The 14,290-nt window shown below is 60.7% G+C and carries 13 protein-coding genes; 8 read left to right on the forward strand and 5 right to left on the reverse strand.

Going from position 1 to position 14,290, the window contains the following annotated elements:
• Positions 1-165: 165 nt before the first annotated feature.
• Positions 166-1,245 (forward strand): MBL fold metallo-hydrolase, encoded by a 1,080-nt coding sequence (locus LKX83_RS21815; protein ID WP_227884874.1) that lies wholly within the window; start codon positions 166-168, stop codon positions 1,243-1,245.
• A gap of 194 nt (positions 1,246-1,439) precedes the next feature.
• On the opposite strand, the gene LKX83_RS21820 is transcribed toward LKX83_RS21815, so the two are convergent.
• Together LKX83_RS21820 and LKX83_RS21825 are read right to left on the reverse strand one after the other, a co-directional pair.
• Positions 1,440-1,634 carry an acetylxylan esterase gene (locus LKX83_RS21820; protein WP_227884876.1) on the reverse strand — a complete coding sequence of 65 codons (195 nt, stop codon included), beginning with the start codon at positions 1,632-1,634 and terminating at the stop codon, positions 1,440-1,442.
• An 18-nt stretch (positions 1,635-1,652) separates the two neighbouring features.
• Positions 1,653-2,204, reverse strand: a complete 552-nt coding sequence (locus LKX83_RS21825; RefSeq protein ID WP_227884878.1) for a phosphatidylglycerophosphatase A family protein — start codon at positions 2,202-2,204, stop codon at positions 1,653-1,655.
• A gap of 214 nt (positions 2,205-2,418) precedes the next feature.
• On the opposite strand from LKX83_RS21825, the gene LKX83_RS21830 reads away from it, so the two are divergent.
• Positions 2,419-3,507 carry a GerMN domain-containing protein gene (locus tag LKX83_RS21830; protein ID WP_227884881.1) on the forward strand — a complete coding sequence of 363 codons (1,089 nt, stop codon included), beginning with the start codon at positions 2,419-2,421 and terminating at the stop codon, positions 3,505-3,507.
• 11 nt (positions 3,508-3,518) lie between these two features.
• Here the strand turns inward: LKX83_RS21830 and LKX83_RS21835 are convergent, their stop codons facing one another.
• The 3 genes from LKX83_RS21835 to LKX83_RS21845 are packed head-to-tail and all read right to left on the reverse strand — an operon-like array spanning position 3,519 to position 7,129.
• A complete protein-coding gene (locus LKX83_RS21835) occupies positions 3,519-4,622 on the reverse strand; it encodes a Ger(x)C family spore germination protein (RefSeq protein WP_227884883.1) in 1,104 nt (367 codons plus the stop codon).
• Positions 4,619-5,776 carry a hypothetical protein gene (locus LKX83_RS21840; protein WP_227884884.1) on the reverse strand — a complete coding sequence of 386 codons (1,158 nt, stop codon included), beginning with the start codon at positions 5,774-5,776 and terminating at the stop codon, positions 4,619-4,621. The genes LKX83_RS21835 and LKX83_RS21840 overlap by 4 nt, the downstream gene beginning before the upstream one ends.
• A gap of 6 nt (positions 5,777-5,782) precedes the next feature.
• On the reverse strand, positions 5,783-7,129 hold the full coding sequence (locus LKX83_RS21845; protein WP_227884885.1) for a spore germination protein: 1,347 nt from the start codon (positions 7,127-7,129) through the stop codon (positions 5,783-5,785).
• Positions 7,130-7,303: 174 nt separating this feature from the next.
• On the opposite strand from LKX83_RS21845, the gene rph reads away from it, so the two are divergent.
• The 6 genes from rph (at position 7,304) to LKX83_RS21875 (ending at position 14,265) form a co-directional block, all read left to right on the forward strand.
• On the forward strand, positions 7,304-8,050 hold the full coding sequence (gene rph / locus LKX83_RS21850) for a ribonuclease PH (RefSeq protein ID WP_227884887.1): 747 nt from the start codon (positions 7,304-7,306) through the stop codon (positions 8,048-8,050).
• Complete coding sequence (rdgB, locus tag LKX83_RS21855) at positions 8,047-8,682, forward strand: RdgB/HAM1 family non-canonical purine NTP pyrophosphatase (protein ID WP_227884889.1); 636 nt, start codon at positions 8,047-8,049, stop codon at positions 8,680-8,682. Before rph ends, rdgB begins: the two co-directional genes overlap by 4 nt.
• A gap of 360 nt (positions 8,683-9,042) precedes the next feature.
• The gene (locus tag LKX83_RS21860) at positions 9,043-9,915 is read left to right on the forward strand and encodes an ABC transporter permease (RefSeq protein ID WP_227884974.1); all 873 of its coding nucleotides are present in this window, start codon (positions 9,043-9,045) and stop codon (positions 9,913-9,915) included.
• Between the two features lie 32 nt (positions 9,916-9,947).
• Positions 9,948-10,844, forward strand: coding sequence for a carbohydrate ABC transporter permease (locus LKX83_RS21865; RefSeq protein WP_227884891.1), 897 nt, complete (start codon positions 9,948-9,950; stop codon positions 10,842-10,844).
• 77 nt (positions 10,845-10,921) lie between these two features.
• Positions 10,922-12,616 carry a type 2 periplasmic-binding domain-containing protein gene (locus LKX83_RS21870; protein WP_227884893.1) on the forward strand — a complete coding sequence of 565 codons (1,695 nt, stop codon included), beginning with the start codon at positions 10,922-10,924 and terminating at the stop codon, positions 12,614-12,616.
• 80 nt (positions 12,617-12,696) lie between these two features.
• Positions 12,697-14,265, forward strand: a complete 1,569-nt coding sequence (locus tag LKX83_RS21875; protein WP_227884895.1) for a response regulator — start codon at positions 12,697-12,699, stop codon at positions 14,263-14,265.
• Positions 14,266-14,290: the final 25 nt, after the last annotated feature.

Genomic DNA, 14,290 nt, shown 5'->3' on the forward strand with positions numbered 1-14,290 from the left:
ACTCCATCATATGAGGACATCTATTCTTAGGTGATTGGCCACCTTTGCCCAAAAACTCTATACTGGAGGATGTGGAACGCGGGTAAACGAGCCCGGAACGGGTTGTATTCAAGCACCCGCCAAGCGGGCCTGAAGATGGAATAAAGTTACGGGGAGGCGTGCGACATGAGCGAGGCGGGGACATGGACGAGACACGAAAACGGGTGGGTGCAGCTTCGGGTGCCGCTTCCTTTTTCGTTAAAATGGGTGAACAGCTACGTGCTGCCGGACGGCGCCGGTTATTCGGTCGTCGATCCGGGTTTGCGATCCGCGGATGCCGAAGCTTGCTGGGAAGCGGCGCTCGGCGCGCTCGGCATCGGCTGGCGGGACGTGACGGGAATCGTGCTCACGCATCATCATCCCGACCACTACGGCTTGTCCGGCTGGATGCAGGAGCGGACGGGGGCTTCCGTTTATCTGTCGGCTGAGGCTCGCGTTTATGCGGAAAAGCTGTGGGGCGAAGGGGAGACGTTCTCGGACGAGCTGATCGCGGCATTCCGCTCGTACGGTTTACCGGAGAAGCTTGTGCCGGCGATGCAGGCGCATCTGGAAGGCGTGAAGGCGCAGGTGAATCCACCGCCGCGGGAGGTGCGGCTCGTCGAAGCGGGCGCGCCGCTGGCGTTCGGCGGGGCGTCGTGGACGCCGATCGCCGGGGAAGGGCATGCGCCCGGGCATCTGTCGTACTACGATGAGGCCAGAGGGCTGCTGCTTTGCGGCGACCAGGTGCTGCCGGACATCACGCCGAACATCGGCTGGATGCCGGATGCGGATCCCGACCCGCTTGGCGCTTTTCTCGACAGTTTAGAGGCGCTGCGCCCGCTGGAGGTCGCGCGGGCCTATCCGGGCCACCGGGACCCGTTCGACCGGTTCGGCGAACGCGTCGAAGCGATCGTCGCCCATCACGAACGCCGGCTGCGTCGAATGGCCGAGCTTGCCGCGGAGGCGGGCGAGCCGCTTTCCGCCTTCGAGATGTGCGAGCGGTTGTTCGGCGCCCGTTTGCAGGGCAACGCGCACAATCTGCGGTTCGCGATGGCCGAAACGATCGCGCATCTCGTCCGCCTGGAACGGTCCGGGCGTGTGGAACGGGTAGAGGAGAGTGCGGACGGGGCCGTCCGGCAGGCAGTCGGGAAGCCGCTCATCCGGTTTCGGCCGAGCGAGGACATGCGACAAGCGGTCGGGACGAAAGCCGACGGTACGACCGCGTAGCTGATTTCCGCTATTTCGAAAGTCGAGGCAGGATAGGCAGGATTGCACGTGCCGGAAACCTCCATTGCCTGGGAAATGGAAGGTCCAATTCGATAGCCAGATCCCTAGCGCGTCCCAAAAAAAGCCTTGGCAGACTACGCCGCGAAGCGGCGCCGGTCGGCCAAGGCTTTTTGACGGGATTATCGGCGCTTAGGTCAGACTGCTGCTTCGTTTTGCAGCACGTCCATGAACAGCTGCAGCCGCGGCACGATGCTGCCGGGGAAGCCTTCGCGTCCGTAATTGCGGGAGACGGCGATCTCCTTGTCGCATGTCAGGCGATTGTAAGCGGCGAAGAAGGTGGACGGCGGCGTGATCGTGTCGACCAGGCCGATGCACATCCAGACCGGCACCAATTGCGGGATCCGTTCTTACGCTTGGCCTTCCTGCTCCAACGCTTCCTGAACCGCTTCCCGCTCCGCCTGCTTGCGGTGGGCGATGCGGCTGGAAGCCGCCGCGGCAATCGCGCCGACGATGTCGTCGAGGAACGTATGGCAGTCCCGACCGTTTTTCTCGTTCAGCTTCTTAAGCACGCCGGGCTTGAACTTGTCGACGTAGCCGAAGTTGGTGAAGCCGATGCTTCCGTATACGTTGACGATGCTGAGCGCGAGCACCTCGTCGCACCCGTACAAGCCTTCGTCGTTTTTGATCATATCCTGCAGCGGCGGAAGGAGCTTGCCTTCCTCCGCCAGCATATCGAGCTGAATGCCGGTCAGAATCGCATTCTGCACTTCGCGCTTGGACAAAACGGCTTCCACGTTGACGACGCACTCGTCCAAGGTCAGCTCCGGAAAATAATCCTTCTGGAGCAGCATGACGAGCTGCCCGATCTGCTCCTTGGATACGCCGCGCTTGGTCAGCCACTCTTGGGTGGCGTTCGCCACCACTTTGCTGTTGAGCCGGTAAACGCCTGGATTGGACAATGTCAGCACCTCTTTCTTTGCATCCGTTCATGGAATCCGCGCCGAACCCGGCTCCCTCGCTAGTATATTCTCCGGGCCGGCGAATAAGTCGATTCCAAACTTGACGGCCGCCCGCGGGACAAACCGTACATAAAAGCCCGGGGGGCTCGTATACATAGTACTACAAATCGGGGGAAGGGAAAAACCAAGCTCCCCCGCACGGGAGGAATCGTTCATGATCGCAAGCGCCGTACGCAGACGTTCCGCCAAACTGATCGCCTCCGCAGGCCTGGTCCTGCTCATCGCGGGATGCAGCTTCGCGGGACAGCAGGGGAAGGGCTCGGATCCGATCGACCAGCCTCCTGCAGACGTAGAATCGCAGATGCTCCAGCAGACGGAACAAGCCGCGGCTTCGGCTTCATCCGTCGCCATCGCCGACGGGCTGACGGTGTATCTGCAAGACCGCCACGGATTTGTCGCCCCGATGACGCTCAGCCAGCCTCAGGCCGATGACGGCAAGACGTCCCGGTCGCCGGAAGAGACCGCGATCGCCTGGATGACCGCCGATCCGAAGCTGGCCATGCAGCTGCCGCCCGGCTTCACGCCCATTCTGCCGCAGGGCACGAAGATCAAGGCCGTGCGCAAGGATCTGGCGAACGGCGTCGTCACGATCGACTTCGCTTCGCCGCTGCCGACCATCGCCGCATCGCAGGAGCGCAAGGTCGTCGAAGCGCTCGTCTGGACGATGACGGAGCTGCCAGGCGTGGAGAAAGTCCGGCTGGAACTGGACGGCAAGCCGCTGACCTCGCTGCCGTCGGGGCTGCCGATCGCAAGCGTCCTGACGCGGGACATGGGCATCAACCTCGAGCAGGCCGCAGGAGTGAAGGCCAGCCGCTCGATGGCCGTCACGCTGTACTTCTCCGCCAAGACGGCCGAAGGGGAAGGCTACTTCGTCCCCGTCACCCGTCTCGTCGACCGCCAGCCGGACCGGGCGCGCGCCGCGCTGAACGAGCTGATCAAAGGGCCCAGCGACACGAAGAAGCTGGAGCCGGTTCTCGTGTCGGACACGTCCGTCGAACAGCTGAGCGTCCTGTCCGACACGGTCGTCGTCAAGCTTCAGGAAAAGGGTTGGGTGCCGAAAGCGCCCGTGCCGGAAGTGCCGGCCGACATGATGCAGGCGCTTGTCCTGACGATGACCGAAGCGACTAAGGCGCCGAAGGTGCAGCTCGCCCTGAACGGCAACACCGAGCTGCTGGACACGGACAACCGGTCCTACGCGCAGCCCGTTACCCGTCCGACGCAGATCAACGCGCTTGCAAGATAACGGCGAGGCGCCTAACGGATCAATCCCGTCCCCTGAATCTTGACGTCCGTCCGAACTTCGAATTTGACCCGGGGATAAAGCTCCTTCCATTTCTCCCACGTGCTCGGACGCCCATAGTGGTTCGCGAGGTAGTGAAGGCCGAACCCGTAGGGATCGATGTTCTGGTCGCGGATCTTCTCCAGCAGCTCGACCGTTTTTTCCGAGAAATAGCGTCCCAATTTCCGCTCCAAGCCGTCCCAGTCCCGTTCCAGCAGGCGCGGCGGGCTCTGCTCGAGAAAGCCCGTCGCGCGGACGTGGAGCACGACCTTCGGAATTCCGCCGTCCGCGACGCTGACCCGGCTCCTAACTTTGGTGACCGCCATGACGAGCCGGCCTTCGGCGGTCGGCATGGCCAAAACCGACTTGCGAATGTCGTTGGCCGTCATATTGTAGATCTGCGTCTCTTCCGGACTGAGGATGAGGCGTATTTTTTCTTTGTCCAGCAATGCCACGCGGTTGATCTGATAGGCGTGCTGCACGCTGCGGACGACCGGCAGGACGGGATCGAGGCCGGTTTCGTATTCGCGGCGGTACAGATCGAACAAATACTCCGTGACCGTATCCGAAGCTTCCGTGCCTTCGTTCCCGAATGTGAGGAACAGCGCGTTGCCGGGGTAGCGTTCGGACAACGGCTTGGTTTCCAAAATCGACGAAGCGTCGGGGTCGCCGATCATGACGTTCGAGACGCCCTGGATATCGCGCCTGCGGGCGAGCCACTCCATGACTTCCTGGAATCCCTTTTGCTCGAGCATCTCCCTGCCGAACACGAACTCGCGGCAGTGGCCGAATTCGAGCTCTTTGTCCACGTTGGCCTTCAAATGCCGGACGGCTTCCGCGACGGAGGCCGCGTCCATCGTCTCCACCTGGGTATGCGAGGCGCCGGCTTCGAGTTTGGAGGACGTGAGCGCGAGACGGAGCGTGACGCGATAGGGCTTGGCCGGATTGTCCGCGACATCGAAGCCGGCAGACACGACGAAGAACCGCTTGTCGATGTCCTTCAGCTGGCAGCCGCCGAGCGGCAGCAGCGACCACGAGAACGACGCGAGGAGCAGCAGGCGGATGCCGGCGCGTTTCATGGCCCCGGCACCCCGTTGGCGTTTTTGGTCGGCGGACGGGGGTCGGGACGCCTGCGGACGCCTTTGCGTTCCAGGCAGGCGAACAGGATCACCAGAAGAAGCAGTAGCAGCTCGATGAAATAGCGGCCGATGAGCCAGAGTTCGCTTACCATCTGGTTGCGCAGGTCGTTCATCATATAGGCGTACCCGAACGTGCAGACGGCGAAGACCGTGCAGATGTACCAATTGATCCGGGGCACTTCCGGCTGTTCGGGACGCGGCGGGTAGCGCCGCGTGCATGCTTTGACGAATTCCATGGCCGTGTGCCACGTATTCATCACGAACAGCAGCGACAGCAGGGTATACAACAGGAGGAACAAGTACAATACGCGCTGGATAAATCCGTACTTCATGATCAGGCAGTCCATCGTGACGCTCCACAAATACAGATAGTTGCCCACCGCTTGCGTCCCGTGGAAGCCGATCGGCACGAAGAAGGAGACGAGCAGAAAAAAGCTGCAAAACACCGGGATGATCCAGAGGTGCTTGTAGCGGTGGCCGCGTTCCGTCAGCCGGTTGAACAGCGTCACGTTCAAGTAGCCCGAGAAGACGAACGTGGCCGCGAAAAACGGGACGACGGAAGGCGGCTCCGTGATCCGGCCGGCCACGACGCGGATCGCGTCCCAGTCGAGCCAAGGGCTTAAGATGGCTTTGAACATAATCCAGAAGATCACCGGCGAGCTGAGGATAAGCAGCATCTCTTGGGTGAACTGGACGGAGCGGGAGCACCGGCTGGCGGCCCAGATGCATGCGGCCGACATGATCGCCAAGTTGATATAGGGGCTCGTCTCGGGGTTGAAAAACAATCCGATCGTATTCGAGTAAGAATAGAGGACGATGATGCCTCCGGTCGCCCAGGCGAAGGCGCCGAGCAGATTCAGCGCGATCCCGAGCCAACGGGGCAGAAACCGTTTGTAAAGCTCGGGGAGGCCCATGCCGGGGAAGCGCTGAAAGCAGAACGACGTCACGCAGGCGAACAGCGTGCCGGAAACGATCGCGATAGGCATCGCCGACACGGCGCCGTTGAACCGGTGGCTGATGAGCATCGAAGGCACGAGCACCATGATGTTCATCATGCCGACGTAGATGACATGGTAATAGAAGAAACGGACCATCCGAATTCATCCCGCTTTCTGAGGTTTGGTCTGATCTTTCCCCGCATGCTTCTTGGCGTTCATGAACAAGGCGAAGTATGGCTCGCCGAAGCTGCGCATGTTGCACAGATAGACGATCAGCATGAACAGCGTGACGACGACGCCGATCAGACCGGAAAAAATGGAGACGGCGACGAACACGTACTTGATGATGCGAATGAAGTAGCTGAACGTCGAGTTCGGAATGACGAAATTCGAGATCGCGACGACGGACGTGACGATGATCATGATGCTGCTGACGAGACCGGCCTGCTGTGCGGCTTGGCCGAGGATCAAGCCTCCGACGGTTGCGGCGGTCGAGCCGACGAACCGGGGCAGTCGGATACTGGCTTCGATCAGCGCCTCGATCATAAAGAGCATAATGAGTACCTCGATGAAGGACGGGTACGGGACAGCCGCCCGGCTGCCGTCGATCGAGAAGGCGAGCTGAACGCGGAACACTTCCGGGTTGTAGGAGACGATGGAGATGTACAGCGCCGGCAGCGTGAGGGTGAGCAGCATGGAGATATAACGCAGCACGATCAAAAAGCGGCTCATCCAGAACGGCTCGTAATAGTCGTCCATTGCGCTCAAAAAGTCGAAAAAGCGGACGGGCATCAGCAGCGCGAAGCGGCTGCCGTCCAGCATGACGACGATCTTGCCTTTGTTCAGGTGCATGACGGTCCGGTCGGGCCGCTCGGTGAGGAGGATGACCGGAAACAAACGGTGCCGATTGTGCGACATGAGCTTGGCCAGCTGTCCCGCGCCGAGAATCAGGTTTTTGCCGACTTTGTCGAGCTGAGTGCGTACCTCCTTCACCGTGTCCCGGTTCGCCTTTTCCCGGTCGTACAGGATCATGATGCGCGATTGCGAAGCGATATTGTCTTTCTGATGCCATTCTACGGACAGCGTCGTCGAATTGTAGACGGTGCGTACCAGGTTCAAATTGAGGTCGAGATCCTCCGTATAGGCGGACTGAGGGCCTTGCAGGGACGCTTCGACCTCCGTCGGATCCGGCTTCGTCTGCATTCTGCGCACCGCGCCGAAGGCGAAGACTTCCCCTTCGTACTCCAGCAGCGCGCAGCCTTTGAGCAGCATCGATGCCCATTCGTCCGGCTTGTCGGCATGGATGAAGGCCAGGTCGGCACGGAGCATGCGCCGGAATTCGTCGGGATCGAACCGATAGGAGAAGGGAACGAGGATGCCATTTTTGACCTGATTGATGTCGCACATGCCGGGGAAGAAGCAGAACTCCATTTTCGTGTAGCCGTTGTCCATCGTTTCGGAGATCAGATCATCTGGATTGCCCAGCTTGTTTTTGACTTCTTTGAGCAATTTCCCTTCCCTCCCTTCCATTTCCATTCGGCTTTTAGATTGCCCGGATTGGCTCCCGTCATACGGAAGCATGCGGAGGGCCCGGATCGGGGATGCTTTTGGGCGAGGACTTTGGTAAAATGGGAAAGGTTTGAGGCCGCAAGAGCGGCCGGCGATTTCGGAGGAGGAACATCCATGAGAACGGACGGAAGAAACGCAAGCGACCTGCGGCCCTTTGCCGTGACGCTTCATCCCAATAAATACGCCGAGGGCTCGGTGCTCATCGAAATGGGAGACACCAAAGTGCTGTGTACCGCGACGGTGGACGAGAAGGTGCCCCCATTCCTGAAGGGTCAGGGCAAAGGGTGGGTAACCGCGGAGTACGCGATGCTGCCGCGAGCGACGCAGACGCGCAACCAGCGGGAGTCCGTCAAAGGCAAGCAAGTCGGCCGGACGATGGAAATCCAGCGGCTGATCGGCCGCGCTCTCCGCTCCGTTGTGAACCTCGAAGCGCTGGGCGAACGTACGATTACGCTGGATTGCGACGTGCTGCAAGCGGACGGAGGGACCCGCACGACGTCGATCACCGGCGCGTTTATCGCGCTGGCGCTGGCGGTACATAAGCTGTCGGCGGGCGCGGGCTTTGCGACCTATCCGATCACGGACTATCTTGCGTCGATCAGCGTCGGCTCGCTCCAGGGCGAGACGCTGCTCGATCTGAACTATGCGGAAGACTCGAAGGCGAAGGTCGACATGAACGTGGTCATGACGGGCGCCGGCGCCTTCGTCGAAATCCAGGGGACCGGCGAAGAGGCGCCGTTCCAGCGGCACGAGCTGGACGACATGCTGCGGCTCGCCGAAGACGGCATCCGCCGACTGATCGCGATGCAGCGGGAGACGCTGGGCGAGGCGGGGACGCGGATCGGGACGGCCCGCGTATGATCCGGGCCGGCGAGACGCTGCTCGTCGCGACGCGCAACCGGGGCAAAACGAACGAATTCCGCGCCGCGTTCGCCCCGCTCGGCATCGAGGTGCGGGACCTGAACGAGGCGCCGGAGGCGATCCCAGACATCGTCGAGGACGGGGAGACGTTCGCGGACAACGCGCTGATCAAGGCGCGCATCGTCTCCGAAGCGACCGGGCTGCCCACGCTCGCGGACGATTCGGGGCTCTGCGTCGACGCGCTCGGAGGCGCGCCCGGCGTCTATTCGGCGAGGTACGCCGGCGCAGGCGCGTCCGACGCGGACAACAACGCCAAGCTGCTCCGCGAGCTGGCGGCCACAGGCTTGACGCCGCCAGACGAGGCGGCAGCGGCCGGCGCTCCCGACGCGCTGAGCGCCGCCCGCTTCGTGAGCGCGCTCGTCTTGTACGCGCCGGGCGGCGAGACAAAGACGGCGGAGGGCGACGTCCGCGGATTTATTCTCCCTACGCCGCGTGGCGAAGGCGGGTTCGGCTACGACCCGCTGTTCTGGCTGCCGAACTACGGCCGCACGATGGCGGAGCTCTCGACAGAGGAAAAAAACGCCGTCAGCCATCGCGGCGAGGCGCTCCGCCGCCTGCTCGCCCGGCTGTAGGACAAGCTTCGAATACGATTTGTGAACACCCTACAATCCTTAAGAATTGTAGGGTGTTTTTTTTGGTCATTCAGAATGTAGAAGTTTTACCCCTGTCCATATCTGTATGACCTCCGATAAAAATGTGCCGCCGTCCGGGAAGACGGCAAAACCGTTTTTACTTGGAACGGGACCGTTGCAAAGTATCATTTTTCGTTGCCCAGGCAAATTTTAATGGCGCTTTCAAACCGATACACTTAGGTCAAACAGCATCGTTGCACAGGAGGAATGAACGTGGCGCACCTCACCGCGAATACCGAGCACGACATCCCCGCCAAGCCGTCCGGCGGCCCCTGGATCCGGTTTTTCCGGCAATGGGACATGCAGCTCATGGTATGGCCCGGCCTGCTCTTGATTTTCGTCTTCAGCTACATCCCGATGTACGGCATCCTGACCGCTTTCAAGGATTACAACATTCTGAAAGGGTTTGCGGACAGCCCCTGGGTCGGCTTCAAGCACTTCGAGGCGTTTTTTTCCAACCCCGACTTCGGCCACGTCATGCGCAACACGATCATCATCGCGCTGCTTAAGCTCGCGATCGGCTTTCCCGCCCCGATCCTCCTGGCGCTCATGCTGAACGAAGTCCGCCACGCCTTTTTCAAGCGGTTCGTCCAGAGCGTGACGTATTTGCCTTACTTTCTCTCGTGGGTCATCGTCGCGGGCATCGTCATCTCGATCCTCTCGGTGGACAACGGCAGCGTCAACATGGCGCTGCGCGGGCTCGGCCTGATCGACAATCCGATCAATTTCCTCTCCATTCCGTCCTATTTCTGGACGATCCTCATCACGACGAACGTGTGGAAGGAGGTCGGCTTCGGCTCGATCGTCTTTCTCGCGGCGATCGCCGGCATCGACCCCAACCTGTACGAAGCGGCGGAAATGGACGGCGCGAGCAAGTTTAAGCAAATCTTTCTCATCACGCTGCCTTCGATTTTGCCCGTCATCGCCATCTTCTTCATCCTGGCGATCGGCAATTTGCTGAACGCCGGCTTCGAGGACATCCTGCTGCTCGCAAAAAACCCGCTCCTGCGCGGCGTATCGGACGTCATCGACACGTACGTGTACCGGATCGGCATCGAAAACATGCGCTACTCCTTCGCCACCGCGATCGGTTTGTTCAAAGCCGTCATCAGCGTGCTGCTGCTCGTCGTCGCGAACCAACTGGCTCGCCGATCCGGCAACAGCCTGTGGTAAGACCGCATCATGGAACCGGGAGGACCTAACGAATGCACAGACTGACCGCCGGAGACCGGACGATGACGATCGTCATCTACGCGCTGCTCTCGCTTTTGACCTTCACGACGTTTTATCCGTTCTGGAATGCGCTCGTCATCTCCTTCAACGCCGGCCAGGACACGGCGATGGGCGGGGTCACCTTCTGGCCCCGCGCGTTTACGCTGGAAAACTACGACATCATCTTCAAGGACAACCGGTTGCTCGGGGCGTTCGGCATCTCGGTCGCCAAAACCGTCGTCGGCACGGTCGCCTCGATTCTGGCCACGGCGGTCTTCTCCTACGGCATGACGCTTCCGGGCCTGATCGGGCGCAAGTACTACATGATCTTCTGCATGCTCACGCTCTACTTCGGCGGCGGTCTCATCCCGACCTACCTGCTGATTCGGGATCTTCATTTGATGAATACGTTCCTCGTCTACATCGTCCCGGTGCTCATCAACGTGTGGAACATGATCATCTTCCGCACCTTCTTCAAAGGTTTGCCCGAAGGGTTGCAGGAGGCCGCCAAAATCGACGGCGCCGGCAACTGGGGCACCCTCTTCCGCATCGTGCTTCCGCTTTCGGGACCTGTCATCGCGACGCTTTCCCTGTTTACGGCCGTGACCCAATGGAACGAATGGTTCTACGCCAGCATCTACATCGAGAATGTGCGCCTGCTGCCGATCCAGACGATTCTCCGGCAAATTCTGAACTCCAACATCGTCACGGAGAACGTCTCCGCGCTTGACGCCGGCGCTCAGGCCGCCCTCGGCAAGATGCAGAAGGTCACGAGCAAATCGCTTTCGATGGCGGTCATGATGGTCGCGACACTGCCGATCGTATGCGTCTACCCGTTCGTCCAGCGGCATTTCGTCAAAGGGGTGCTCGTCGGTTCGCTGAAGGAGTAAGACGTTTTTCCCCCGGGTTTAGAGCATTTTGCTTGAACCATAGATTATACTTATTTTTTGAGAGGGGCATGACCTGGATGAGAAAGACGAAGAGAGCACTACTCGGCACGTTCGCCGGGATGTTCGTTCTGGCGACCGCGCTGGCGGGCTGCGCCGGCAAGGACAAAGGCGCTAACGGAGCAGCTTCGCCCGCGGCCTCACCGAACTCCGAGGCGAGCGCATCGCCGAGCGCGTCCGCTTCCGATGCGTTCGAGCTGGGCAAGGAGCCGCTCACGATTTCCCTCTACGGGCACTACGACTGGTACGCGGCGCCGCCGTGGGGCGAGGACGAAGTGTCCAAATGGATCAAGGAAAACAAAAAGCTGAACATCAACTTCATCCAGTCCGGCGGGGACGCAAAGAAGAAGCTCAGCACGATGATGGCGACCAAGGAGCTCCCCGACATCATCTGGATGGACCGCGGGTCCGCCGAATACGAGATGCTCCGCCAGGCGGATATGCTCGTGCCGTTCGACGATTATATGAAGAAATATCCGAATCTTCAGACGTATCTGTCGCCGGAGACGGCCAACCTGCTCCGCGCCGAAGACGGCAAGCTGTACCAGTTCCCGAACTGGTACACGAACAAAGACAAGCCGAACGGCAACGCCGGCTACGTCATCAACAAAAAAATCTACGAGGAGCTCGGCTCGCCGAAGCTGGAGACGACCGACGATCTGTATGAATACCTAAAGGCGGTCAATGCCAAGTACGGCAACGGCATCACCCCGTTCGAGCCGGAGCTCGCGGTCGACGGCCAAGGGCTCGACGTGCTCTACTCGGCCTTCGGCGAAAATGCGTTGAATCGCTGGGTGGGCAATCGTGCCGTGCCGTCCGGCGACAAGATGGCTTCGATCTTCAAGGATCCGGTCTATCGCGAATCGATGCAGTTCGCGTCCAAGCTGTTCCGCGAGAAGCTGATGACGCAGGACGCGATGACGCAGACGCGAGACCAGGTCACCGAAAAAGTGAACAACGGCAAAGTCGCCGTCTATGCGTCCTCCAGCCCGACGGACATCGCGGCCAAGGCTCAGGAGCTGCTTGTCGCGAAGGATCCGAACGCCGGCTACTTCATGATCTGGCCGATCGCGAAGCCGGGCCTCGACCGGAACAAAATTTACCCGGGCACGTACGCCACGCTGGGGTGGAACGTCGCCGTCATCACCAAGTCCGCCAAAAATCCGGAAGCCGCGTTCGCCGTGCTCGACTGGATGACCGGTCCGGAAGGCATGACGGTGCTGAACTGGGGACCGGAAGGCAAGTATTGGGAAGGTCACGAAGCGGACGGCATCACGCCGAAATTCAAGGATGCGTACTGGCAGGATCCGAAGGGATTGGCGGAGCTGCAGGCCGTTACCAATAACCTGATCTTCGTCGGCAATACGGTGTTCACCGACTTGACGAAGGGCAAGTTCGAGTCGACCTTGAAGGACGAGCAGCGCAGCTGGACGCTGAAGTGGCAGTACGACATCACCTGGAAGACCCAGGCCGACGCGACCGAATACGCGAATCTGAGCCCGGCCAAGGACAGCCAGGAAGGGATCATCCAGACGGCGGTCGAAGACATCTGGGACGAATCGAGAGCTCAGGCGCTGTTCGCCAAGAGCGACGAGGAAGTGCTGAAGATTCTCGACAAAGCGGATCAAGACGCCATGGCGGTCGGCTATCAGAAGCTGCTGGACTACCAGACGGAAAGATGGCACCGCAACCAGAAGATCATGAAAGGCGAGTAATAAGACGTTCATAGCGGAAGCAGGGAGAGTATACGGTGGCGTATGCTCTCCTTTGCCATCGAACGAGAGGAGGTTTCGCGATGTACAAGGTGCTGCTGGCGGACGACGAAATGCTGGACTTGGAGGGCATGCGGACGTTCATCCCGTGGCCGGAGCTGGGGCTGACGGTCGCCGGCGCCGTCAACAACGGATTCGCGGCTTGCGAGGTGATCGAATCCGAGAAGATCGATATTCTCGTCACCGACATCCGGATGCCGAACATGTCGGGACTCGAGCTGGCAAAGCGCGCACTCTCCGTCCAGTCGGAGCTTCGCGTCATCTTCGTGAGCGGGCACCAGGATTTTCAATACGCCAAGCAGGCCGTGTCGCTCAACGCGGACGGCTACGTGCTGAAGCCGACGGACGACAAGGAATTGATCGAGGCGCTCCTGGGCGTCAAGCGCGAGCTCGACCAGGGGCGCCGCCGGCGGGAAGAACGGGAGGCGCTCCGGCAGCTCGTGCCGATCGCCAAAAACGAATATTTGCTGCAGCTCCTGGAGTCGCCGGCGGAGGCGCTGCCCTCCCCGGTGCTGAAGCGGGCCTACAGCCTGGATCGGCTTCGGTGGCCGATCCGCGTCGCCGCGTTGGAGATCGACGACTTTACGTGGAAGCTGAATCCTTATCCCGAGCCGGAGCGCAGGGTGCTGCTGGACCGGTTCGGCGCGCTGCTGTCCGCGTATCTGGCCGAGCACGGCATCCAGGAGGTTTGCCGCGTCTCCAAGCAGCGGACGGCGCTGCTGCTCGGGGCCGACGTGCGGCCGGACGCCATGCAGTCGCTCGCAGATCGCGTGCGCGAGGCGTTTCCGTTCACGGCGACGATCGGCCTAGGCAGCGAGGCGTACGGCTTGTCCGGGCTGCATGACGCCTACGCGGAAGCGGCGCGCGCCCTCGAGCAGAAGATGCTGCGGGGCAAAGGCAGGGTGCTCGTCTACGAAGAGAGCGGGCAAGCGGAGCTCGAAGATTTGAAGGGACTTGATCTCCACCTGGCATCGATGCTGCAAGCCGTCGCCCGGTACGATCTCGTCCTCGCCCACGACGAGCTGTCGAGCGTCTTCCGCCTGGCCGCGCGGCTCGGGTCCAAGATCACGATCCGCCATTTCTCCATGTACGTCATCTTGAAGCTGAACGAGCATCTTCGCGGGTTGAACGAGGATCTGTTCAAGCTGCTCGGCCTCGAACTCAAAAACCTGGATATCCTGCTGCAGTTCGAGACGGTTGGCGACATCGAAGATTGGCTTCGGCGCAAGGTGTTCGAGCTCTCGGAAACGCTGCAGGCCAAAAAGCAGTCCAAAAACGGCAAGCTCGTCCAAAGCGTCGTGTCGTGCATCAAGGAGCGGCTGCACGAGAACGTGACGCTTCGGGACGTCGCGGAGCGGTTTTCCTTTTCGCCGAACCATCTGGGCTTGCTGTTCAAGGAAGAGACGGGCCGCAACTTCAGCGAGTTCGTCATCGACCTCCGGATGGACAAGGCGCAGGAGCTGCTGCGGGAGACGAAGCTGAAAATCTACGAGGTGGCCGACTGCGTCGGCTACCGCTATCTGCCCTACTTCAGCAGGCAGTTCAAGGAGACGACCGGAATGACCCCGATGGAATACCGTAGAAAGTGCTGACCGACCGCCGCGTCAGGAGGAGGGA

This window comes from Cohnella baijiui, from assembly GCF_020731285.1.
In the GTDB taxonomy this organism is placed as follows: Bacteria; Bacillota; Bacilli; order Paenibacillales; family Paenibacillaceae; genus Cohnella.